This is a genomic window from Vibrio sp. T11.5 (assembly GCF_027587155.1).
Taxonomy (GTDB): Bacteria; Pseudomonadota; Gammaproteobacteria; order Enterobacterales; family Vibrionaceae; genus Vibrio; species Vibrio neptunius.
In genome coordinates, this window is sequence record NZ_JAPPTP010000003.1 from 266,780 (window position 1) to 287,831 (window position 21,052).

Consider the following 21,052-nt stretch of genomic DNA (forward strand, 5'->3'; position numbering starts at 1 on the left):
CAGATAAGGAAGAAAATTATGAAAGCAGCATTTATAAAACATTATGGAAACGTGGCTCAACTCAATGTAGGTCAATTGGAAAAGCCAGCACCATCCGGCCATCAGGTACTGATAAAGGTCGTGGCATCAGGTGTAAACCCGGTCGATTTTCATATTCGCAATGGCATGATGGCCGATACTGATACCCATACATTGCCGCTTGTATTAGGTTGGGATTGTTCAGGGGTTATTGAGCAAGTTGGTGATGATGTGAATGGGTTTGAACCGGGTGACAAGGTACTCTCATTCACCCCCATTTCAGGACAGGGTACTAATGCCGAATACATTGCTGTCAATGCGGATCTGGTTGTGAAAAAGCCAGAAAAAATGAGTTTTATCGATGGAGCGGCTTTGCCACTGGCTTCTATTACTGCGTGGCAAGGTTTGCATACCCAAGGTCATATCAGGCAAGGGCAAACTGTTCTCATTCATAATGCTTCCGGCGGTGTTGGTTCATTTGCGGTGCAAATAGCCAAGGCTGCAGGAGCGTACGTCGTAGCGACGGCCTCTCAAGCTAAGCTAGATTACGTAAAAACATTGGGGGCAGATGAAGTGCACGATGAAAGCCAGACAGATTGGCATTCGACCATGAGATACGACTTGGCTTTTGTTGCGAAAGCGGGTGCTTATTTGCTTCATCGTACGGTCTCCTGTGTTAAATCAGGAGGCCAAATAGTGTCCACTTTTGATGAGCTTTCTGAAGGTGAGGTGGGTATCCACGGTATTTCGTTCACAAGAATGTGGGTCGAGAACAACGCTGAGGATCTTGATAAAGTGCTCGACCTATTCAATAAAAATCAGTTAATCATCCCAATAGATACGGTTTATCCACTTGAGGATATCCAGCGTGCTCACCAGCGTTCTGAGCAATATAAAGCGGTCGGAAAGATAGTGCTGACTATTGACCCGACACTGAAATACTAGAGACCACTTGCCGATCTTTTGAGCTGCTTTTGTTCTCAGGATAATGACCAGCCACCCCTCGGTGGCTGTTTTATTAACATCCTTAATCTGCAACAACTAGCTCAACCTGATTGACTTTACATAGTGATTGAAATTCTGCTGCCGCATCATCTACAAATAGTCGATCCATTTCCGAGAGTTGTGCGCTAACAACTGGGGCATATCTTCCTAGTTTAGTCTTGTCTGCAATCAGCCAGCATTGATGGCTTTGTTCAATAACGGCTCTCGTCAAATTAGCCTCTTCCGGAGTAAAGTCGAGAAGTTCCCCTCTCTCTCCTAAACCACCGATACCAAAGATGCCGATCTTAATATTAAACTGACGATAAAATAGCGTCGTTGCCTCGCCCACCGTATCTTCATCAGACATTCTCACCTTCCCACCTGCTAAGTAAGTAGAGATATTTGTGTTTCTACTTAACGTTAGAGCAGCGTTGATGTTGTTGGTCACTACAGTTAAACCAGGATGGTCCAATAGTGCAGTGGCGACGTGTTTTGGTGTCGTTCCAATACCTAAAAAAATACTGCACCCTTCGGGAATTTCGCTCGCTACTTTCTTTGCAATACGCTGCTTGGCGGAAACATTGAGTATATCTCGGTTGGTAAATGACAGATTGTCGTTAGCACTTGGTAAAGTAATGCCACCATGAACACGTTTGACGAGTCCTTTGTCGCTAAGATCATTCATATCCTTACGAATAGTTTGAACAGATATGTTAAACGTGTCTGACAACAGAGCACTGGATAGAACGCCATTGCTCCGTTGCAGATAACCAAGGATCTCTTTTTGTCTTGAAGATAGGCTCACCAGTCTGTCCTTATTTAGGTGTCTGTCCTTAAATGAGTGCATTTCTATCACTGTGTTTGGGTCGGCTCAATGCGTTTACCCTGAGTATCAAATAGATGAAGGTGACTATTTTCAACACAAAGGTTAAGAGGCTTATCGACGTCAAATTCAGTTTCAGGTGTCACAGCGATGAAGGCTTGTCCATTCACTTGGCCGTGTACCAATTGGTTTGGGCCAAGTGGCTCAATTACACTGATGTTCAAAGTAAGATTCAACATACTGTCTAGGGCCCGTGTATCGGCATGCTCTGGACGGATACCAAGAGTGACCACCTGATTGATACCCCCATACTCTGGCAGCGGTATAGTGTGGCCTGCAACAGTGAGAATGCCATCGGCAAGAGTCGCGGTCAGAAAGTTCATTGCTGGGCTGCCCATAAAACTCGCCACAAAATGGCTGGCAGGCCAATGGTACACTTCAGAGGGCGTTCCTACCTGTTCGATTTGCCCTTTATTGAGTACGACAATGCGGTCAGCAAGGGTCATGGCTTCTACTTGATCATGAGTAACGTAGACGCTTGTCACTCCCAGTTCGCGCTGGAGTTTCTTGATCTTCAAGCGCATATGAGTGCGAAGGGATGCATCCAGATTTGACAGTGGCTCATCAAACAAAAACAGCTGGGGGTCACGCACAATCGCACGGCCCATTGCTACACGCTGTCTTTGACCACCAGAAAGTTTGGCCGGCTTACGATCTAGATACTCTTCGATCTTGAGTGTCTTCGCGACGTTTTGGATCTTATCATCAATCTCAGATTTATCGACCCCCCGGTTTTTCAGACCGTAAGCAAGGTTGTTGTACACCGTCATATGTGGATAGAGCGCATAGTTTTGGAAAACCATTGCTATGTCTCGTGAGGCTGGCTTTTCTGTATCGATACGTCGCTTATTGAGATGAATTTCACCGCCAGAGATTGGCTCTAAACCAGCGATCGAGCGCAAAATGGAAGACTTACCACAACCCGAGGGACCGACAAGTACGATGAACTCACCGTTAGTGGTATCCAGATTGAGGCCTTTAACCGCCTGATGGCCGTTTTCGTAGGTTTTGACCAATTGTTTTATTTCTAACATTGTTTAATTCGCTCTAGATTCTATTTTTCACTCTCAACTAGTCCTTTCACGAACCAGCGTTGAAAGATAATCACCACTAAGACAGGTGGCAGCATGGCGAGGATCACCATAGCAAAGGCATAGTTATATCTTGGGTCGGGCGTTTCATTGATATTAGCCAGAATCTGTTTAATCCCCATCACTATGGTGTTGTAGCTTTCATCAGTAGTCATCATGATCGGCCACAAGTACTGGTTCCAACCGACGACGAACATAATGATAAAGATCGCTGCAATCATGGTTCGAGAAAGGGGCAGCAAGATATCGACGACAAAGCGCAGTGGCCCTGCATTGTCCAGCTGCGCCGCTTCGAGTAGTTCATCGGGTATGGTTTTAAAGAATTGACGGAAGAAAAAGGTCGCTGTAGCTGAAGCAATCAGTGGCACAATCAGGCCTAAGTAGCTGTTCAACATGCCTAGTTTAGAAACCACTTCATAGGAAGGCATGATACGTACCTCTAAAGGAAGCAACAGGGTGACAAAGATCAGCCAGAACCAAGCACTGGCATAAGGTAATCTGAAATAGACCAACGCATAGGCAGCGCAAAGCGAGATAACGATCTTACCGATGGCAAATCCCAAGCCCATAATCATAGAATTAACGAGCATCGTCTTTGCTGTGACGTCTGTCGTGAAGCCTTGATCCGTCTTCCATGCCTTCTCATAGACCTCCATAAAATGGTCTCCGGGAACCCACTGTAAACCTTGCGTCAGAATGGTGGCTGAATCATGAGTGGAGCTGGCGAAGATAAGCCAGATTGGGGAAAGCATAAAAACAGCCCCCAATATAAGGATGATATGATCGCTAATCCTATTGCTTTTCATCATCTTAACTCCCTTAGTAGTGGACGCGTTTTTCAATAAAACGGAACTGTAGATAACTGAGACCGAGTACCATGAGCAACAACACCACAGACTGAGCAGAACTGCCGCCAATGTCTGCACCCACAAACCCATCCGTGAACACCTTGTAAACCAGAGTCGTTGTTGAGCCGCCGGGTCCTCCGCCTGTCATCATGTCGATAACGCCGAAGGTATCGAAAAAGGCGTAGGTTAGGTTTATCACCAACAAGAAAAATCCCGTCGGGGCTAAAAGTGGGAAAGTGATGGTCCAGAATCGTCGCGTATCGCTGACACAATCGAGCACCGACGCTTCTTTTACTGAAGTCGGAATCGACTGAAGGCCCGCTAAAAAGTAGACAAAATTAACTGAGATCTGCTTCCACACTGATACGACAACCAAAGCAATGATTGCATCGGAAGAATCCGTTTGAAAACTAAAATCAATCTCTACAACTTTAAACAGATCGACGAAGATGCCCAAATGAGGGCTGAAGAGAAAAGTTCCCATCATACCCGCCACAGCAGGGGCAACCGCGTAAACCCATGTGAGCGTTACTCGGTAAGCACTCTGCCCGTGAATAACATTATTTGCTTTTACGGCTAACAGCAGCGCCAACGCCAATGAACAGAAAGAGACGAGTAATGAGTAGTAAAGGGTAAACCCGACAGACTTTAAATATTCTTCTGATTCAAACAGAATTGTATAATTTTCAAACCAGACAAAGGTAGATGACAATCCCCATGGGTCTTCCAACATAAAGGAAAGATAGACTGCTTGAGCTGCCGGGTAGATAAAAAATATCGCAATAATTAGAATCTGCGGAGCCAGAAATATATAGGGTAAAGGAGAGTGCCGGAATTGTTGACGACGTTCCACGTGGACTCCAAAAAAGTAAAAATATCAGTTACAAAAAAGCCTCACCTTGATACTCAAATTACATCAAGATGCTTAGTTCAGAGTTAAATAACTTGGTAAGAACCACGTCATTTGCTTGAAATTGATCCCGTGACACCGCTGTGAACCCAGCACCTTGAATTCAATTGGGTATACATGGAGAGGCTGAATTTTGCCGAGTTACTTAACTGTGCGAGCAAAGCGTTTTAGAAGCTGCTGAGCTTCAATATCGATTTTGTTAAGGCTCGACTCAACTTGTGATTCGCCAGCGAAAATCTTATCGGTTTCACGGTACATAACTTCACGAATCTGCGGGTAGAAGCCAAGACGATAACCTTTAGTCCATTCACCGCCAGGTAGGCTCAACTGCTGAACGCCTACTTCTGCATCTGGGCTATCTTTGTAGTAACCGGATTGCTTAGTAAGCTCATAAGCCGCGTTAGTAACCGGAACGTAGCCCGTCGTTTTATGCCACTGCATCTGTACTTTTGGGCTAGTTAGGTAGTGAAAGAATGCCGCAACACCTTTGTCTTCCACTTTGTCATGACCTGACAGAGCAAATAGCGCGGCACCGCCGATAAAAGTGACGCCAGCATTTTTGTCGACTGACTCCCAGTATGGAAGGAATGTAGTACCTAGCTCAAAGTCAACACGGTCACGTAGACCACCGAACGAACCTGAAGAACCAATCCACATAGCCACTTCTTTGCGCTCAAATGGTGTTTGGTTTGCAGCCCAGTCTTTACCGTAATACTTGTAGTAACCCTTATCCGCCCACTCTTTCATCTTAGTGAAGTGCATCTGTAGGTTCTTAGTGCTGTACATCACTTTGGTGGCTGGCGCATCGTAGCCGTTGTTCTTGTCAGCTAACTGTTGGTTGTGACGAGATTTGAAGTTCTCAAAGAAAATCCAAGGAGTATGAGACTGAGAAAATGCCGCATGTCCTTTTGCCTTAAGTTTCTTAGCGACGACTTCCATCTCTTCGTAAGTCTTAGGTGCTTCAACACCCGCTTCAGCCAGCATATCGCGGTTGAAGTAAAGTACAGGTGTCGAACTGTTAAATGGCATGCCAACCATTGTACCTTGGTTATCCGCATAGAAGTTGCGCACACCCGCAAGGTAGTCAGAAGAGTGGAAGCTGTAACCTGATTCGACCATGATGTCCTGCACCGGTTTAGCGACACCTTTGGCATTCATAATCGTCGCAGCACCTGCATCAAACACCTGAAGAATGTTCGGCGCTTCATTGGCACGGTAGGCAGCGATACCTGCTGTTAGAGTCTCAGTGTAAGACCCCTTATATACAGGTATCAGTTTGTAGTTATTCTGAGATGCGTTGAACTCAGTCGCGATTTTATTCACGGTTTCACCAAGTTGACCACCCATTGCATGCCACCATGTTACTTCCGTTGCTGCAAGTGCTGAACCAGAGACGGTTGCTGAAAAAAGTAATCCGGTAATCCATAAGTGTTTCATCATTCCTTTCCTTAGTGCTAAGGTTTCGTTTAGTGTTTTACGGGGTTCGTTTGTTTCGTTTTTCAGTCATTTTTCACAGATTAGGTGACATCTTCGTTTCGTTTACGTTTATCTTTAGTGAACGATTTATGTACATATCAAATCGTGCTCACCAACATACTGAGCATTACAAAGCGATCGGAAAGATAGCGCAGACCATTGTTCTGACACTGAAATACCAGAGAACACTTGCCGCTCTTTTGCGCTGCTTTTTTAGTAACGGCGTTTTAACTGCCTAGTTGGTATTGGCTAGTCATTTTGACTTAAGGCAAACAGGTTGCATATTTTTGATGGTTTTATAAAATCTGCGCTTTGATCAAATGGTAGGCATCAGTCTTGCGAATATATGGAAATTTCGAGAGTCAAGGAGTTGGCTTATTAAACAAGGGCGCTTCGTTGCCCAAGAGTGACAATTGGTTTTACCTTCAACGGATAGAAAAACCGTGGACGAAGCGAGCAGAGGTAAAGTACTGATGGCAACGTTACTCCCTTTTATCTATTTGCTTGTTGGATTCCTTGTTGGCAAAGGGCAGCTAAACGTTAAAAGGTTTTCATCCCTTGTACTTACTAAGCTGGTGATCCCTGTCATTATCATCTGGAATATCTCCCTTCATTCAGAGGAAATGATAGGAGTTATCGTATTGACGATGATGTCTATGTTAGCGATATTTTCCTGCCGACACTGGATGAGAAAAGATGCGATTCGAAGTTTATGTTTTTGTTATCTCAATATAGGTTGGTTGGGTTTGCCCGTTGCTCACGCTTTGCTGGGCGATGAAGCGTCTAGATTTATGTTAGCAGCGTACATAGGGAGCTCTATTGTTGGTAATTCAATTGGCGCAAACTATTTAAAGAAAGAGGCATTCTCAATTCTGAAGATTCTGGCTTCGCCGCCAGTGATTGCGTTACTGATTGGTGGTTTGTTGATTCCAGTTGGACGAGGCATTGAAGTCTACGGACACACTCTATATGTCGTGTCTAAATTCTTAATGAGCTTTCTGGGTATGATGATACTTGGAATCTGGCTTGCTGAAACAAGTTTAAAGAAAAGCGATGTATTGCTTTACACTCGAACTTATGTCCTAAGAATTGTGACGTTGAGTGCAATGGTTCTAGTCGTTTTTGGTATTAGCCAGATAGCAAACTCAGAGATGTTGTATCATCAACTGCCGTGGTTGCTTTTAATTTGCCTGCTTCCGCCTGCTGCAAATATCATCGTACTGGAAACTTCCTACCTGGGTACAGGAACAAGTGCAGCAAGAATTTCCGTAGAAACCATGGCAAGTATTGTGGTGATTGCGGTTTACGCCATTGTGCTACGCTCGCTGAGCTGGTAACGCCTTGCCTAGCTATGCCAGAGTCTGAAGTGCCAAATGGCAGTCGTGCGGGGTAAAGCCCGCGAGGGACATGTAAAAGCAGCGAACATCGCGCTGCTTTTGATTTGGTCGAATCGTGGTTAAAAAAGTGGGTGAAATTGAACTCTAGACAAGCGCATGAACTTACATGAAGCAGACCTACCGTTATTACCTCCTATACCCAGGTTCAAAGATGACTGTTGTTGGAAGATGTTTCTAACGCAGGGTGAACAACATTGAATCGAGTTCGCCATTCAAAAACATGTTTGATGAAGGCGTCGACCCTTGCTGGGCGTTTGTCTCGGTCGCGATACATGATGTAGACTTCACGATCTGCTGACTTCCATTCAGGTAACACTTCCTCAAGGTACTGCTCTTCAGCAAAATAATAGGGCGGGATCCAAGCGATGCCTAACCCTCGAATTGCTGCATCTCTTATAAGAAGCACATCATTTGATGAGAAATCAAATGTGTCGTTGTACGAGAACGTCTCCCCAGTGTTTTGATTGTGCATTTTCCAGTGGCGATCAGTGTGGACAGTCAGTAGGCGATGCTTTGCGAGATCCGACGGATGCAATATTGGCTCGCTCTTATCTAAGTAAGATCGTGAGGCGCATAGTGAAAATGGCAATTGCCATAGCTTTCTCGCGATCCAGTCCATTTCAATTAAATCGCCAATTCGAAAGGTCACATCAACTTGGTGAGAGACCAAATCAATTTTTTCGTTTTGAATCTCTAGTTCAATACGGATATCGGGGTGTTTTTCTGCGAACTCATAGATGCAGTGCTTCAACCACACTTGAGTCATATTAATTGGAGCAGATATCTTCATGTTTCCCGACAGCGATTGCCTATCCATCGATAAGCGCTCAGTGACCCTATCTAAACCTACTATCAGTGGTTCACACAACTGCTGGTACTTTTTACCATCAGGCGTAAGAGAAAATTTATGGGTACCGCGATCGAGCAATCGACAATTTAGCTGGTTTTCAAGTTTGGTCAGACGTCGACTAAGGGTGGCAAGTGGCACATCAAGTTGTTCAGATGCCTGTGTGAGGCTGCGATACTTTGACGACAAGACAAACAGTTGCAAGTCATCCAATGAATGTTCTTTCATTTTTGAAATACTGCCTATTAAAAAAGACGATTAAATTTCATTACTGGAATATATACCCTTTCGTCTCGTAAGTTAACTCATCGAGATCAATATGAACAAACACAATTCCGTACTACTAGGCGTTGTCGTAGCCATCTTTTTTTGGGCTAGTAATTTTAACGCAGTACAAGCTATGAATCCTGAACTATCCCCATTTCTGGCTGCCGGTTTAAGGTTTGCTGTGGCTGCGATCCTTCTTCTCATCCTGAGAGCAACTCGTGAACAAAAGCATCGTGTTACCTTAAGCCGTAGGGACTTGGTGTATTTATTTATCATCGCGAGTGTCGGTGTTACGGTCCAGAATTTTTCAATCTTTGCTGCAATGAGGTATACCTCACCGACTAATGCTTCAATCATTATGGCCAATGTTCCACTGACTGGCGTGTTGCTGTCTGCAATGATTTTAAAGTCGAACATTACCAGGTTAAACATTGTCGGTTCTTTGATCAGTGTAGTGGGTGTGATACTCGTGATTACTCATGGTGAGCTCTCTTCAGTATCGTTCAATCTAGGAGATATACTCATGGTTCTAGCTCTTCTGAGTGGGTGTTTGTACACGATACTCTTGAAGCTCTGGTCGCAACATATACCCGTAGAACAACAATTACGTTGGGTAATGTGCCTGGGGGCGGTTCAATTGTTTGTTATTGCTGCTGTCGAAGGTGATTTAATATTGGATATGACTCGACTCACCTTCCAAGATGCATTACTCGTGCTATACATGGGGCTGTTTGGAACGCTTTTGTCGTACTATTTTTGGATGAAAGGAGCGATAGTACTAGGACCTAAAAAAACAACCAGTTTATTTAACGCGTTACCAGTGTTTAGTTTACTGATTTCTCTGTTTATGGGCGCCACTATCTTTTGGATTCAGCTTGTTGGTGTAGCCGTAGTGGCATTGGGCTTTTTTGTTGGCAATATCTCGCCTGCTGGCCAACGACAAATAGCAATAAAGCGAGCTTGAATAATCTATGTTTTACAGCCGGCTTAACTTAGTCGGCTTGTTTATAACGGTCACTCTTATCTTGGCAGTGTCCTTTCCCGTCACAAACAGTGACCTCGCGGCAGCGTATTCTACCCAGCGTCTAGATTTCCATGAGCTAACCAGCTTAAGCGACTCGTTTTTGTCGCTCGAACCCAAACAAAAATATAAGGTGAGATAAAACATAAGTTAAGCGTATAGTAGAGGTTATCAAAAATAGTAACAAAGCTTAAAGAGGTGGAAATGGATTTCAAAAGCCTGGCTGGTGTCTTTCTCGTTGTTTTGATATGGGGGCTAAACTTCTCTGTTATTAAGTTTGGTCTTGAAGAGATCCCCCCCATTTTGTTCTCTGGCCTGAGATTTCTTGTGGTTGCGATACCCGCAGTGTTTTTTGTTCCGTTCCCTAAAACCTCTGTATGGAATGTCATTGGTGTTGGCGTGTTTTTAGGAGTTCTTAAGTTTAGCTTCCTATTTGTGGCGATGGAGTCTGATGTTTCAGCGGGGCTCTCCTCATTATTACTGCAAGCACAAGTGGTATTTACTATTTTGCTCAGCGTCGTGTTGTGGAAAGAATCAATGAACCGATACCAACTGGTTGGCATGGGACTCGCCTGCATTGGATTCAGTCTCTTTTTCTATACCGCGGGAGGCAATGCAACCGCTTTAGGAATAACGCTTATTTTATGTGCTGCGGCCTTTTGGGCAGTCTCAAATCTGATTATGAAAAAAATAGGTGATGTGAATTTATTGCATTTCATGATTTGGGTTAGCCTGATCCCTCCTCTTCCATTATTCTTGGTGTCTTGGCACTTCGAAACCAATCAGCCTTTGACTTTGTTATTGGCAACAACAGAAAAATCTTGGCTGTCTCTACTGTATGTCAGCTACATCTCTACTTTGGCAGCTTTCGCTTTGTGGGGTTGGTTGCTTAAAAATCATCCAGCTGCTGTTGTTACGCCTTTTGCTCTGTTGATACCTGTAGTGGGTATTGTCGGCTCCAATCTGCTTTTAAATGAGCAGTTAACCCATTTAGAGATGCTTGGCGGGGGATTGATTTTATTTGGATTATCCGTGTCCGTTTTAGGTCTACGCCTTTATCACTTCATATCTCAGCGCCAGCGTTTGAATAGCGCCATATAGTGATTGTCATCTTCTTGGTAAACGGATTTTTATTGTTGTTATAGCCAGCGTTTTTAGGCTCTGGCTATAACGAAACACGTTATTTACTCTTCAGCGGTAGCTTCATGAATGGCTTGTTTGGTGTCGTCCCATACTTTTGAAGAGTCATCTTTAACGCCTTGCCATGTGTTAGAACAGCCACCAATCAGCAGAGCAATCGCCGTCGCAATCAATGAAAGTCTCATGTTTTACTCCTTAATTCGCACGTTATCTGGTGACTATATCAGAAGTGTAAAGGGCTAATGTGAAATTCCCTTCAGAATTTCACTTTGAACATAAAACGCAATCACCAAGGGTTACCTTGTTATATTGAGTCAGTCAAAGCGCTATGCCCTTCTTAAGAAGTCCTGCTGTGCAAGTTGCAAAATATAAATACTTCGATTATCTTGGAAATGTTTTTTTGAGTTAGGAGTGATTGATGGAACTTGAAGTTGTCGCGAAAGCGTTGAAAGAATTGGGCCACCCAACGCGTCTTTCCATCTATAAAAGTGTTGTCAAGGCAGGGTTTCAGGGGATCGCCGTAGGCGCGATTCAGGACCAGTTGGATATTCCCGGCTCAACGTTGTCTCATCATATCTCCAGTTTGGCTTCGGCCAATCTAATCAGCCAGCGCCGCGAAGGCCGCACGCTTTATTGCGTTGCCGAATATCAGTGTCTTGAAGCTGTGATTGGTTTCTTACAAGATGAGTGTTGTGCGGATGAACGCTGCTAATCCAACTTTAAAGCTTGAAGAAGTATGGGCACAATATCAGCAAGCGGTTAAATCGTTTCTTCACTCTAAAGTTAGTAACCCCGATGATGTTGATGACCTTCAGCAGGAAATACTGATGAAAACTTATCACAACCTGAATACGGTTATAGAGGCTGAGAGCGTCAAATCTTGGCTGTTTCAGCTTGCCAACCGAACCATCATTGATTTTTACCGTAAGCGCGCTCGTCAGCAGCGTGACGGTGAACTGAAAGCCAATGATTTGTGGTTTGAACCGCAAGAGAAGTCCATCGAGCAGGACATGATTAAATGCATCAAACCTTTTATTCAGGCGCTGCCCACGGAACAATCGGAACTATTAGACGCGGTGGAGCTGCAAGGTGCAAGTCAGAAAGAGCTCGCTGAAAAAGCTGGTGTGAGCTATTCCACTCTGAAATCTCGCGTACAGAAAGGTCGTACAGAACTACGTAAGTTGTTTGAAGATTGCTGTTCTCTTTCTTTAGATGAATACGGCAACGTGATCGATTGTGAAGAAAAATCAGAAAGTTGTGGTCGTTGTTAAACCCGTTGGCGTTTTTTCTAAAATAATTTCGCCTTTTTATCGTCTTCCTTTTCTAAGTCTCGTCTTAAGAGTGTAAGTGATGCAAGCGCATCTATCCTTAAGATATAAGAGAGTGTGTAAGATGATTAAAGTCGTTAGTTTCAAAATTTGTCCGTTTGTTCAACGTGTGACTGCTGCGCTGGAAGCGAAAAAGATTCCGTACGAAATTGAGTACATCGATCTGGAAAACAAGCCGCAATGGTTCCTTGATATCTCACCTAATAGTCAGGTTCCGGTCATGATCGCGGAAAACGGTACGGCACTGTTCGAATCGGATGCGATTATTGAGTACATCGAAGATGAGTTTGGTTCGCTTGAGCAAGGGGTATCAAATGAGCAGCGCGCATTGGATCGTGCATGGAGCTATCTAGCGTCAAAACATTATTTAGTTCAATGCAGTACAATGCGTAGTGCAGATGAAGTGACCTTAACGCAACGTGTTGAGCAGTTAACCAAAGCATTTGCAAAGGCAGAGAAGCAGTTAGCTGGGCCATTCTTTAAAGGTGAGGCTATAAGTAATGTCGATATAGCTTGGTTGCCGTTGTTGCATCGTGCGCACATTATCAAGTCTCTTACCTGCTTTGACATGTTGGAAGGTTTGCCAAAAGTTCAGGCATGGCAGCACCACATTCTAGCGTCTGGTTTGGTGGAAAAAACAGTCGCACAAGATTTTGAAGAAGCATTTATCCGTTACTATTTGTCTGATCAGACGTTCCTAGGCAAAGGGCAAGATTGCACTGCTCACTCAGCTTGTGGCACTCATTGCTGTTAATAATTATGACTTGAGTTTGTTTGTCCCACTCATAAGTGGGGCGTTGTCATGGATTTTCTCCATAACTTCTGAAATTATTCTCTACAATAATCAGAGTAACAAGGAGAAATACATATGATTACAGCGCTTTACGCGTCGGTGTTAGCCATGTTGATGATATGGTTGTCGATAGAGGTTATTAAACAGCGTCGCAGTGCCAAGGTTGCTTATGCTGATGGTGGAGTTAATGCCCTTCAGGTTGCCCGCAGTGCGCAAGGCAATGCCATGGACTATATTCCAATCACTTTGTTCTTGATGGCGATGTTTGAATATAACGGAGCTAGCCCTTGGATGATCCATATAGCCGGTGCGGTATTTGTAATTGGCCGACTTCTGCACGCTAAGGCGGTATTAGCTGAGAAGCTAAAAGGCCGTATTACTGGTATGAAATTAACCTTTCTGACGATGGTGGCACTTATTGTTCTTAACCTCGTTTATCTACCGTTTGGAAAGCTATGGTAATGCCTTTCAAAGTTCCGCCTGCTTGGTCTCTGGTATTGGTTGGTCTAGTTCTCAACATTCTTGCGATTGTAATGTCGAGTGTGGTGTTAGACAGGTTAAGTGCGGAACTCTCGACCCTGGCAGAACAGAAAGACGAAAATATCTATTCGATTCAGCTCGCATGGAGCAGTGTCGAAACCTTGGAGCGTAAACGCGAGGCTATGTTGTTACACCTTAGTCAAGCGGATGATGATGAGATTGATGACGCGCTGCAAACTGTGCTTCAAGGTCAACTCAGTGCTTGGTTAGGCGGAAGTATTCCGCAGATCAGCCGTGAAAATTTGAGCCCATTAATGATGCAGATTAATCAAGCTCAGCAGGGTTATCGTAATCAGATTGATGACTACTACCTGAACAACCTTACCATTACCGAAGTAATGGCGGCTTTGAATGAAAGAATCGCCTGGTACAAAAATATTGGTCTATTTTTGCAAGTCTTTGGCCTGGCTTTGATTCTCGCGCGTGATTTGGCTAGAAAGCCTTAAATGCGAACAGAATATCGGGACACACACCAGTAAATCGCCTCAGTAAATCGCCAGTAAGACTCACCAAATCATCTCAGGGTTATGTTGATAAACGGCCAACTTTGAGGAGTATTGTCGCCGACTTGGACTAGAGGAAGGTATTCTATTGAATATCGGTACGTTTATCTCAACACCATGTCAGCTATCAAGCTGTGGGGGAATTTCTAAAAGCTTTCGAGTGACGCCTACTCAAAGGTGAGTAAATGAAGCTTTTTCTTATTCAGAGCGGTTTTGGCGATGATAGCCTTGGCTTGACTGCCTACCGCCGTGACGTGAAATTTCTCCAATTGAGTACACACCTTGAGCCAGTTATTTCTGTCTCCTCCAAGCCTATCTAATATGGGTGGCAGGTTGGTATTCATCGATGCTTTGTTGGGCCGAATTTGACGGGCTGTCCAGTCGACTAATTCAAGATAATCCATCAATCGAAAAGGAATGCCGTCTCCTTTTACGTGGCTCTCGTGACCGATAAATGGATGAAGGCAAGGGGCTGTAGATTGCTGTTGGTTTAAGGCGTCGATTCGAGCTTTGATGGAAGTGAATTCTGAGTCTTCGGGTTTAGTGGCAATGCCTGCTCGAATAGGATTGAGGTCTACGTACGCCATCGCAGCGGCTAGGGCTTTTTCATCAAGCAAAGCTTGGCTTTTAAATCGGCTTTCCCAGAAATGCCCAGTGCAGCTATCTTCTTTGTTCGCTTTGCAAGCAATATCGTAGTTAAGCTCCTTCATATACCAGCTTAAATCCCACAGACGTTCTCGCCAACGCTCAATGATCTCGATACATTTCTCCTGTTCCATCGGATGAGTAAGCTGGCCATCAAGCCAACGCTGAACAATAGGGGGTAACTTATGCGCCATCCCCCAGCGTTCAACAACCTGATGATGTGATAAGCCCAAGGCTCTCTCTCGGTTGATATTGACGACTAAGTGGTAGTGATTACTCATGATGGCGTAAGCACAAATATCGATGCAGTAGAGCTCAGCAAGTGAGTGCATTTTGTTGACAATCCACTCCCGGCGGTGCTCATAACTCACTAGGGTTTGCGGGTCTTCACCACATAAAAAGCTGCGCCTCACACAACGAGAAACGCAGTGATAATAGGATGTGGCTTCAATAGAGATAAGTTGCTTGCGCGCAGTTGTCATCAATGTGTCTCCTTGTCGAATAATGAGAAGGTAGCAATCATTCAAACAAGAGTTTGTAGTCAGCCCCTCGAAAAGGGGGAAATCATACTTATTTAGTCCTTTTGGTGTGTGTCCTTAATTTACTTGAGTTTACTTTGGAATTTACTGTTCTAAAGAATTTTCTGGCGTGTGTCCTGAATTTATGAATTGATAGCTATTTATCGATTGCAAAAAAGTACGAACGTGCTAAAAATAATAAGAATAAATAAGTGAGAGTAAGATGAGCAAAGGTAAAGTAACCCGAGACAATATCTTGAGTAAGGCATTTGAACTGGCGAGTGAAAATGGGCTGGAAAGCCTGACGATCGGTGAATTAGCTAAGCAATGTGGGATGTCTAAAAGTGGTTTGTTTGCCCATTTTAACTCCAAAGATAACTTACAGATCGCGGTTTTGGAGCATGCGAACCTGATTTTTACCCAACGGGTGATTACGCCAGCGAGAGAGCAAAGTGCCCGTAGCCAAGAGGAGAAGATTCGGACCCTGTTGGATAACTGGCTGGGCTGGAATCATTCTTTTCAGGGCAGTTGCATGTTTTTGGATGCATGGAAAGAAACCAACTCAGAAACGAATCTAACGCAGAAAGCGCTGAAAAAAACCATCGCAACTTGGATCGAATACTTGCGAATTCAAGTGGCGAAAGGGGTCGAAAATGGTGAATTTCATCAGGATCTTGAACCCAAACAGGCCATTTTTGAGTTGTATGGCTTGTATTTAAGTGCTCACCTGTTTTATTCAATACACGGGGAGCAGGAGAGCTATCAACATTTCTGGCAAGGCGTTGAACGCATGATAACAAGCTGGAAATAAGCATTTGCAGGCTGAGTTTAGGCTCAGCCAATAATTTAACTAAAAATAGCACGGTCGTTCGCTTTTGTGAGGCGGACCCGAAAAGGATAACGACCATGAGTGAGAAGATTTATTTTAATACCTCGAACAAGTTCAGTGTTAAGAAGAGTTTGGTTAACCTGACGACACGCTTACACCACACATTGGCACCAAGTCATGCAAAGCAAACGGCGCGTAAACTGCTATTAACACCTGCGAGAACTAAGCCAAAAAATGCTCAACCTCAAGGTTTAGTTATAGGTGAAGTCCAATCTAAAGAAGGACCGCTTAAAACATATCAACTTGGTCAGGGCCCAGTTTGGGTACTGACTCACGGCTGGTCTGGTACGGCGAGCCAATTTTTTCCACTGATGGAACATATTGCGTCGCAGGGATACACCGCACTGGCGTACGATCATCCGGGACATGGTGAAAGTGGTGGCTTGTACGGGCATATTCCGGCGTTTGTTCATGGCTTGGAGGCAATTCTTGATAGCGTGGATGAAGTGGCGGGTTTAGCGGGGCACAGTATGGGTACCGCTTCGGCGATTGAGTGTCACCATCAGAAACTGGTCGACAAGCCATTACTGCTTATTGCTCCGGTATTGGACTACCTAGATAACCTGTTTGGCAGTGTCGCCCGTTCTGGCTACTCGGTGCGTTTGTTCAGTGCGGTGGTGTCGGAAGTGGAAGAGCAATACCGCTATCCAATTCAGTCGATTGACCCTTACAACAAGCTCAAGTTACGTCAATCGAAAACCATCATAGTGCATGATGAAGGAGACAAATTTACCAAGTTCTCCGTATCGCAGAAAGCGGCGCAGGAGATGGATAATGTCACCTTGGTGGCGACTCAGGGGCAAGGGCATGGGAGAGTAATGAAATGCGCTCAAGTCATGCAAAGTTTTGATGAGTTGATTGCGTAGTAGACAAATTGGTTATAAATAAAACTTCTTTTATTTCATTATGTTAAAAACCTTAACCATGTTTTTGATATGGTTAACAATTTAGAAATGAAAAGTATTTCCTCATGCATATCTGTGGGACCATTTGCATTGCCATCTGGCCCTCATGAGGAAATATAATAATGAATAGAAATGATAGTGTTCCATTGCCCACAAATACCCGGGAGTGGCTGTTAAACCGCAACAGTCTGATTGTTCTCGCCAATATTGTCTTATTTGCAACGCTTTACCTGACACTGCCCTTCGAACCTCAGGTCGTGCTTGGTCTTAGCATGCTAACGTTTGTTGCCATTCTTTGGCTGACTGAAGCGTTGCACGTTACCGTTACCGCTATTCTGGTGCCCGTTATGGCGGTTTTATTTGGTGTGTTTGATACTCAAACGGCCCTAAATAATTTTGCCAATTCCATCATCTTCTTGTTCCTTGGTGGTTTTGCATTAGCTGCGGCGATGCATCGTCAGGGGCTAGATAAAGTCATTGCTGATAAAGTGTTGATCATTGCTAAAGGCAAGATGAGCGTTGCCGTCTTTATGCTGTTTGGTGTGACGGCTGCGTTGTCCATGTGGATCAGTAATACGGCGACCACAGCGATGATGTTGCCACTAGTGCTCGGTGTCTTGAGTAAAGTCAATTCCGAAAGTGGTCACAAAACTTATGTGTTTGTCCTACTCGGAATCGCTTACAGCGCCAGTATCGGCGGTATCGCGACCATCGTTGGCAGCCCACCGAATGCTATTGCAGCGGCCGAAGTGGGGCTGAGTTTTACAGATTGGATGCGCTTTGGCCTGCCGACTGCCATCATCTTGCTGCCTATCGCTGTCGCAGTCTTGTTCTTGGTACTGAAGCCAGACCTGAACGGCCAGTTTGAACTTAACGATGCTCCAGTCAACTGGGATAAAGGTAAAATTGTCACCTTAGGTATTTTTGCCGTAACGGTTTGCCTGTGGATTTTCAGTAAGCCAATCAATGCGTTGATTGGTGGCTACGCTAAGTTCGACACGGTTGTCGCTTTGGGTGCGATTGTCGCGGTTAACTTTGCTCGAGTAGTGCATTGGAAAGATATCGAGAAGACGGCAGACTGGGGAGTACTGTTGTTGTTTGGTGGCGGTATCTGTCTTAGCAACGTACTGAAGGCAACCGGCACTAGCGTATTCTTAGCCAACGGTTTGAGTGAATTGATTTCACACCTAGGCATCTTCTTTATTGTTGCGGTGATTGCTGTATTTGTGGTCTTTCTGACAGAGTTTGCTAGCAACACCGCCAGTGCGGCGCTGCTAATCCCCGTATTCGCCAGCGTGGCAGAAGCGTTCGGATTGTCGCCTGTGGTGCTTTCGGTATTGATCGCCGTGGCGGCCTCTTGTGCCTTTATGCTGCCCGTTGCTACTCCGCCCAATGCTATTGTATTTGGCTCGGGTCACGTTAAGCAAAGCGAAATGATGCGTGTTGGCCTGATCCTCAATATCGCGTGTATTGTCGTACTGACCTTTATCGCCATGACATTCTGGGCATAAGTCAACGAAGTACCTCTCTTAAAGCCTTGAGCGTATCTTGGCTAGGCTTTTCCCTTAAAAATCACTGCCTCTCGATAATAAGAGGCAGCGATTTATCCCCTTGATTGTATAAAGTTAGTGAATGCTCTGACTTATGTGATTCATGTCTTAGCTCTGACCAGAATGGATTGAAGATTGTTCAGTAAAAAGTAGCATGCGGCGTTTTGTAAAATAAAACGCTTAGTTGGTTTTGCAACAGCTAAACGTGTGGCGAGCAAACTTTCCTTAATTATTTCATTTTGGTGTGTGTCCCGAATCTACCGTCCCGAATCTACCGAATCTAGAATCTATCAATTATTTCTTAATTATTTTGCCCTCTTCAACCTAACGTCCACTTTTAAGCCCTGTTGGCGGTAGAGAGTCGAGTTACAGAACTTAACGTCGCCAGACATTTTTGCTATGGCGCTGGTGACGAAACTTAGCCCTAATCCATTGCCTTCTGTTGAGCGACTCGCTTCCTGTCTGAAGAACTTTTGCCCGAGCTTAGTTAAGCTTTGTGCTTCCACACCGCCACCCTGATCAGCAATGGATAAGATGATGTGATCATTGTCGGCATACGTTGTGATTTCAATGCATCCTTCTACTGGTGAGAACTTGGCAGCGTTATCGATAAGATTGCAAATCACCTGAAACAGCAGCTCATCGTTTGCCATAACTTGTAAATCGGGCCCTAGGTTTAGCGTCAGGTCGAGTTGTTTTTCTTCCATAACCGGCTCATAAAGCTCTTGGACACTATTGATGACGGTGCTGATATGATTGGTCTGGATGTCGAGTGTTTCACTACCTCGTTCAAGGCGGTTGATTCGCAGCAGTGTATTAAAGGTGTGAACCAGCTTTCCGAGTGTGATTTCCAAATCAATCAACTGAGGGTTTTCAGCCGCTAACCTTTGTACTTTGTTGTACACCGCGGTGATCGGAGTACGTAAATCATGGGCAATGTTATTTGCTTGCTCGCGTGTGGTATTGACCTGCTCTTCTATGCTATCTAGCATCAAGTTAATCTGTTGGCTGGTTTCTGCGAGTGGGCCACTAAGTTGATCAATTTCAATCCGTTGTTTAAGGCTGTTGGTCTGTTGAATTTTTTGGCTGGTGGCATTGATGTCGGTCAAGCGTGCTTTGATATTACGTAGCATCAGCATGGTGACCAGATAACCCACCACCAGAACGGCCCCTATGCTCATCAATAGTAAGTTGATCGTGTTGGTAAAAGAGTCGAAGTAGTCCAAATTGAGTGAGATATACATCACTTGCCATTGTGACTGGCTAGGTAGCAGTAGCATGATGGTCGTGTCATTATTGATCGGATGAGCAAGTGCAGGCTGCTCAACATCGGGGTTACTTCGCAGCAGTTCGAGCATTTTATGTTCGGCTTCTGCATCGTCTAAGCCGCTGAAGGTGATTCCAAAACGTACCTCAGATAATGAAAGTGCGTCGGCGTCTTGATCATCATGTGCAATCATGCCGAGCTCATCAAGTAGAGAGGCTTCACCTGCAGCCAGCTCCCAATCTTGTGGAAAGAACTCTTCACCGAGCACGTCGCTGAGTTGTTTATTGCTGACGATAGGACCAAGTTGATAATAAAACAGGGGGTTACCCTCCTGTCGAATCAGCTCTTTCAGCACGATCGATTGCCCTTCGTCATACCAGAGGTCTTCGACCATTCGAGCTTCTGACTCCAGCAAAGGATAGGCACCCACATCGAGCACCCAGCTGCTGAGTTCTTTTTTGGCAAACAGAATGCTCAGAATTCCGGCCATCACCAGAACGCCATAAAAAGAGAGGAACTTTTTAAACGGATCAGTCAGGAACATCGTTTTTTACCTGAAGAATATAACCCGCGCCACGCACGGTATGGAGTAGGGGAGTGTGGCCATCAAGGTCGATTTTCTTTCTCAATCGACTGATATGAACATCGATGACATTGGTTTGCGGGTCAAAACTGAAGCTCCAGACTTTTTCCAGTAACATGGTTCGGGTGATGACTCTGCCTGCATTGCTCATCAAGTACTGGAGGATCTGAAATTCTCGATTGTTAAAGCTTATTTCTGTGTTGCCGCGTTTTGCCTGACGGGATAACAAATCCAGCTCCAAATCGTCGATCACTAACACCCTGCGATCGGATTTGTCAGTCGTCGCCCCTGCTCTTATCGCAAGTAGCTCAACTCTAGCCAGTAGCTCTGAAAAAGCGAACGGCTTCACCAGATAATCGTCGCAGCCATTGCGTAGCCCGTTAACTCGTTCTTCAACACTGTCCAAGGCGCTGAGAATGAGGATAGGTGTCTCTTTACCACTGGAACGAATCGCTTTCACCATTTGTAAGCCATCCACTTCCGGCATCATGCGGTCGGTGATGATGACATCGTAGTCAGACTGCATGACACTGATCAGGCCCAGCTTGCCATTTTCAACCACGTCGATCTGATGACCACTTTGGGTAAAGCTTTGACGCAAAAAATCGGCCTGTTCCTGATTGTCTTCAACGAGTAATAGTTTCATCTA

Annotated in this window: 22 protein-coding genes; 12 read left to right on the top strand and 10 right to left on the bottom strand. The window is 44.7% G+C overall.

The genetic code is table 11. The features are described from left to right. Positions 1-18 precede the first annotated feature (18 nt). On the top strand, positions 19-963 hold the full coding sequence (locus OH455_RS05685) for an NADP-dependent oxidoreductase (protein ID WP_269980659.1): 945 nt from the start codon (positions 19-21) through the stop codon (positions 961-963). Positions 964-1,045: 82 nt separating this feature from the next. Here OH455_RS05685 and OH455_RS05690 read toward each other — a convergent pair whose 3' ends face one another. The 5 genes from OH455_RS05690 to OH455_RS05710 all read right to left on the bottom strand — a co-directional run bounded on the left by OH455_RS05690 (position 1,046) and on the right by OH455_RS05710 (position 6,171). Next, entirely contained in the window at positions 1,046-1,810 is a 765-nt protein-coding gene (locus OH455_RS05690; RefSeq protein WP_269980696.1) for a DeoR/GlpR family DNA-binding transcription regulator, read from the bottom strand. Between the two features lie 44 nt (positions 1,811-1,854). Continuing rightward, positions 1,855-2,919 (bottom strand): sn-glycerol-3-phosphate ABC transporter ATP-binding protein UgpC, encoded by a 1,065-nt coding sequence (ugpC, locus tag OH455_RS05695; protein ID WP_269980660.1) that lies wholly within the window; start codon positions 2,917-2,919, stop codon positions 1,855-1,857. 20 nt (positions 2,920-2,939) lie between these two features. Beyond that, positions 2,940-3,782 (bottom strand): sn-glycerol-3-phosphate ABC transporter permease UgpE, encoded by an 843-nt coding sequence (gene ugpE / locus OH455_RS05700; protein ID WP_269980697.1) that lies wholly within the window; start codon positions 3,780-3,782, stop codon positions 2,940-2,942. A 13-nt stretch (positions 3,783-3,795) separates the two neighbouring features. Further along, positions 3,796-4,677: an ABC transporter permease subunit gene (locus OH455_RS05705; RefSeq protein WP_269980661.1), complete on the bottom strand. Its 882-nt coding sequence runs from the start codon at positions 4,675-4,677 to the stop codon at positions 3,796-3,798. 198 nt (positions 4,678-4,875) lie between these two features. After that, a complete protein-coding gene (locus tag OH455_RS05710) occupies positions 4,876-6,171 on the bottom strand; it encodes an extracellular solute-binding protein (RefSeq protein ID WP_269980698.1) in 1,296 nt (431 codons plus the stop codon). Positions 6,172-6,653: 482 nt separating this feature from the next. Between OH455_RS05710 and OH455_RS05715 the strand changes: the two genes are divergently transcribed. After that, entirely contained in the window at positions 6,654-7,547 is an 894-nt protein-coding gene (locus OH455_RS05715) for a permease (protein ID WP_269980662.1), read from the top strand. Positions 7,548-7,752: 205 nt separating this feature from the next. On the opposite strand, the gene OH455_RS05720 is transcribed toward OH455_RS05715, so the two are convergent. Further along, positions 7,753-8,682: a LysR family transcriptional regulator gene (locus tag OH455_RS05720; RefSeq protein WP_269980663.1), complete on the bottom strand. Its 930-nt coding sequence runs from the start codon at positions 8,680-8,682 to the stop codon at positions 7,753-7,755. A gap of 91 nt (positions 8,683-8,773) precedes the next feature. On the opposite strand from OH455_RS05720, the gene OH455_RS05725 reads away from it, so the two are divergent. Together OH455_RS05725 and OH455_RS05730 are read left to right on the top strand one after the other, a co-directional pair. Next, on the top strand, positions 8,774-9,685 hold the full coding sequence (locus tag OH455_RS05725) for a DMT family transporter (protein WP_269980664.1): 912 nt from the start codon (positions 8,774-8,776) through the stop codon (positions 9,683-9,685). 261 nt (positions 9,686-9,946) lie between these two features. After that, complete coding sequence (locus tag OH455_RS05730; RefSeq protein WP_269980699.1) at positions 9,947-10,843, top strand: EamA family transporter; 897 nt, start codon at positions 9,947-9,949, stop codon at positions 10,841-10,843. An 83-nt stretch (positions 10,844-10,926) separates the two neighbouring features. Here the strand turns inward: OH455_RS05730 and OH455_RS05735 are convergent, their stop codons facing one another. After that, on the bottom strand, positions 10,927-11,067 hold the full coding sequence (locus tag OH455_RS05735; protein WP_045974138.1) for a hypothetical protein: 141 nt from the start codon (positions 11,065-11,067) through the stop codon (positions 10,927-10,929). A gap of 233 nt (positions 11,068-11,300) precedes the next feature. On the opposite strand from OH455_RS05735, the gene OH455_RS05740 reads away from it, so the two are divergent. The 5 genes from OH455_RS05740 (at position 11,301) to OH455_RS05760 (ending at position 13,989) form a co-directional block, all read left to right on the top strand. Next, complete coding sequence (locus OH455_RS05740) at positions 11,301-11,594, top strand: ArsR/SmtB family transcription factor (protein WP_206371580.1); 294 nt, start codon at positions 11,301-11,303, stop codon at positions 11,592-11,594. After that, positions 11,581-12,153, top strand: coding sequence for an RNA polymerase sigma factor SigZ (gene sigZ / locus OH455_RS05745; protein ID WP_269980665.1), 573 nt, complete (start codon positions 11,581-11,583; stop codon positions 12,151-12,153). Before OH455_RS05740 ends, sigZ begins: the two co-directional genes overlap by 14 nt. Positions 12,154-12,274: 121 nt before the next feature. Then, the gene (locus OH455_RS05750; RefSeq protein WP_269980666.1) at positions 12,275-12,964 is read left to right on the top strand and encodes a glutathione S-transferase family protein; all 690 of its coding nucleotides are present in this window, start codon (positions 12,275-12,277) and stop codon (positions 12,962-12,964) included. A 114-nt stretch (positions 12,965-13,078) separates the two neighbouring features. Beyond that, entirely contained in the window at positions 13,079-13,465 is a 387-nt protein-coding gene (locus OH455_RS05755; RefSeq protein ID WP_269980667.1) for an MAPEG family protein, read from the top strand. Then, entirely contained in the window at positions 13,465-13,989 is a 525-nt protein-coding gene (locus tag OH455_RS05760; protein ID WP_269980668.1) for a DNA mismatch repair protein, read from the top strand. Before OH455_RS05755 ends, OH455_RS05760 begins: the two co-directional genes overlap by 1 nt. Positions 13,990-14,213: 224 nt before the next feature. On the opposite strand, the gene OH455_RS05765 is transcribed toward OH455_RS05760, so the two are convergent. Continuing rightward, positions 14,214-15,173 carry a transposase gene (locus tag OH455_RS05765; RefSeq protein WP_269980669.1) on the bottom strand — a complete coding sequence of 320 codons (960 nt, stop codon included), beginning with the start codon at positions 15,171-15,173 and terminating at the stop codon, positions 14,214-14,216. Between the two features lie 259 nt (positions 15,174-15,432). Between OH455_RS05765 and OH455_RS05770 the strand changes: the two genes are divergently transcribed. From OH455_RS05770 to OH455_RS05780, 3 genes are all read left to right on the top strand, one after another. After that, positions 15,433-16,020, top strand: a complete 588-nt coding sequence (locus tag OH455_RS05770; protein ID WP_269980670.1) for a TetR/AcrR family transcriptional regulator — start codon at positions 15,433-15,435, stop codon at positions 16,018-16,020. A gap of 95 nt (positions 16,021-16,115) precedes the next feature. Further along, entirely contained in the window at positions 16,116-16,964 is an 849-nt protein-coding gene (locus OH455_RS05775; RefSeq protein ID WP_269980671.1) for an alpha/beta fold hydrolase, read from the top strand. A gap of 161 nt (positions 16,965-17,125) precedes the next feature. Next, positions 17,126-18,514, top strand: a complete 1,389-nt coding sequence (locus OH455_RS05780) for an SLC13 family permease (RefSeq protein ID WP_045974293.1) — start codon at positions 17,126-17,128, stop codon at positions 18,512-18,514. Positions 18,515-18,858: 344 nt separating this feature from the next. Here the strand turns inward: OH455_RS05780 and OH455_RS05785 are convergent, their stop codons facing one another. Continuing rightward, complete coding sequence (locus tag OH455_RS05785) at positions 18,859-20,364, bottom strand: sensor histidine kinase (protein ID WP_269980672.1); 1,506 nt, start codon at positions 20,362-20,364, stop codon at positions 18,859-18,861. Continuing rightward, positions 20,351-21,049: a winged helix-turn-helix domain-containing protein gene (locus tag OH455_RS05790; RefSeq protein ID WP_045974295.1), complete on the bottom strand. Its 699-nt coding sequence runs from the start codon at positions 21,047-21,049 to the stop codon at positions 20,351-20,353. The genes OH455_RS05785 and OH455_RS05790 overlap by 14 nt, the downstream gene beginning before the upstream one ends. Between the last annotated feature and the right edge of the window lie 3 nt (positions 21,050-21,052).

What these genes read in the sequence shown, in the direction of transcription:
- OH455_RS05775 (WP_269980671.1), top strand. Translation starts at nt 16,116, where the DNA reads ATGAGTGAGAAGATTTATTTTAATACCTCGAACAAGTTCAGTGTTAAG.
- OH455_RS05760 (WP_269980668.1), top strand. Translation starts at nt 13,465, where the DNA reads ATGCCTTTCAAAGTTCCGCCTGCTTGGTCTCTGGTATTGGTTGGTCTA.
- OH455_RS05720 (WP_269980663.1), bottom strand. Translation starts at nt 8,682, where the DNA reads ATGAAAGAACATTCATTGGATGACTTGCAACTGTTTGTCTTGTCGTCA.
- sigZ (WP_269980665.1), top strand. Translation starts at nt 11,581, where the DNA reads ATGAACGCTGCTAATCCAACTTTAAAGCTTGAAGAAGTATGGGCACAA.
- OH455_RS05685 (WP_269980659.1), top strand. Translation starts at nt 19, where the DNA reads ATGAAAGCAGCATTTATAAAACATTATGGAAACGTGGCTCAACTCAAT.
- OH455_RS05755 (WP_269980667.1), top strand. Translation starts at nt 13,079, where the DNA reads ATGATTACAGCGCTTTACGCGTCGGTGTTAGCCATGTTGATGATATGG.
- OH455_RS05710 (WP_269980698.1), bottom strand. Translation starts at nt 6,171, where the DNA reads ATGAAACACTTATGGATTACCGGATTACTTTTTTCAGCAACCGTCTCT.
- OH455_RS05730 (WP_269980699.1), top strand. Translation starts at nt 9,947, where the DNA reads ATGGATTTCAAAAGCCTGGCTGGTGTCTTTCTCGTTGTTTTGATATGG.
- OH455_RS05735 (WP_045974138.1), bottom strand. Translation starts at nt 11,067, where the DNA reads ATGAGACTTTCATTGATTGCGACGGCGATTGCTCTGCTGATTGGTGGC.
- OH455_RS05725 (WP_269980664.1), top strand. Translation starts at nt 8,774, where the DNA reads ATGAACAAACACAATTCCGTACTACTAGGCGTTGTCGTAGCCATCTTT.
- OH455_RS05765 (WP_269980669.1), bottom strand. Translation starts at nt 15,173, where the DNA reads ATGACAACTGCGCGCAAGCAACTTATCTCTATTGAAGCCACATCCTAT.
- ugpE (WP_269980697.1), bottom strand. Translation starts at nt 3,782, where the DNA reads ATGAAAAGCAATAGGATTAGCGATCATATCATCCTTATATTGGGGGCT.
- OH455_RS05780 (WP_045974293.1), top strand. Translation starts at nt 17,126, where the DNA reads ATGAATAGAAATGATAGTGTTCCATTGCCCACAAATACCCGGGAGTGG.
- OH455_RS05770 (WP_269980670.1), top strand. Translation starts at nt 15,433, where the DNA reads ATGAGCAAAGGTAAAGTAACCCGAGACAATATCTTGAGTAAGGCATTT.
- OH455_RS05750 (WP_269980666.1), top strand. Translation starts at nt 12,275, where the DNA reads ATGATTAAAGTCGTTAGTTTCAAAATTTGTCCGTTTGTTCAACGTGTG.
- ugpC (WP_269980660.1), bottom strand. Translation starts at nt 2,919, where the DNA reads ATGTTAGAAATAAAACAATTGGTCAAAACCTACGAAAACGGCCATCAG.
- OH455_RS05740 (WP_206371580.1), top strand. Translation starts at nt 11,301, where the DNA reads ATGGAACTTGAAGTTGTCGCGAAAGCGTTGAAAGAATTGGGCCACCCA.
- OH455_RS05785 (WP_269980672.1), bottom strand. Translation starts at nt 20,364, where the DNA reads ATGTTCCTGACTGATCCGTTTAAAAAGTTCCTCTCTTTTTATGGCGTT.
- OH455_RS05790 (WP_045974295.1), bottom strand. Translation starts at nt 21,049, where the DNA reads ATGAAACTATTACTCGTTGAAGACAATCAGGAACAGGCCGATTTTTTG.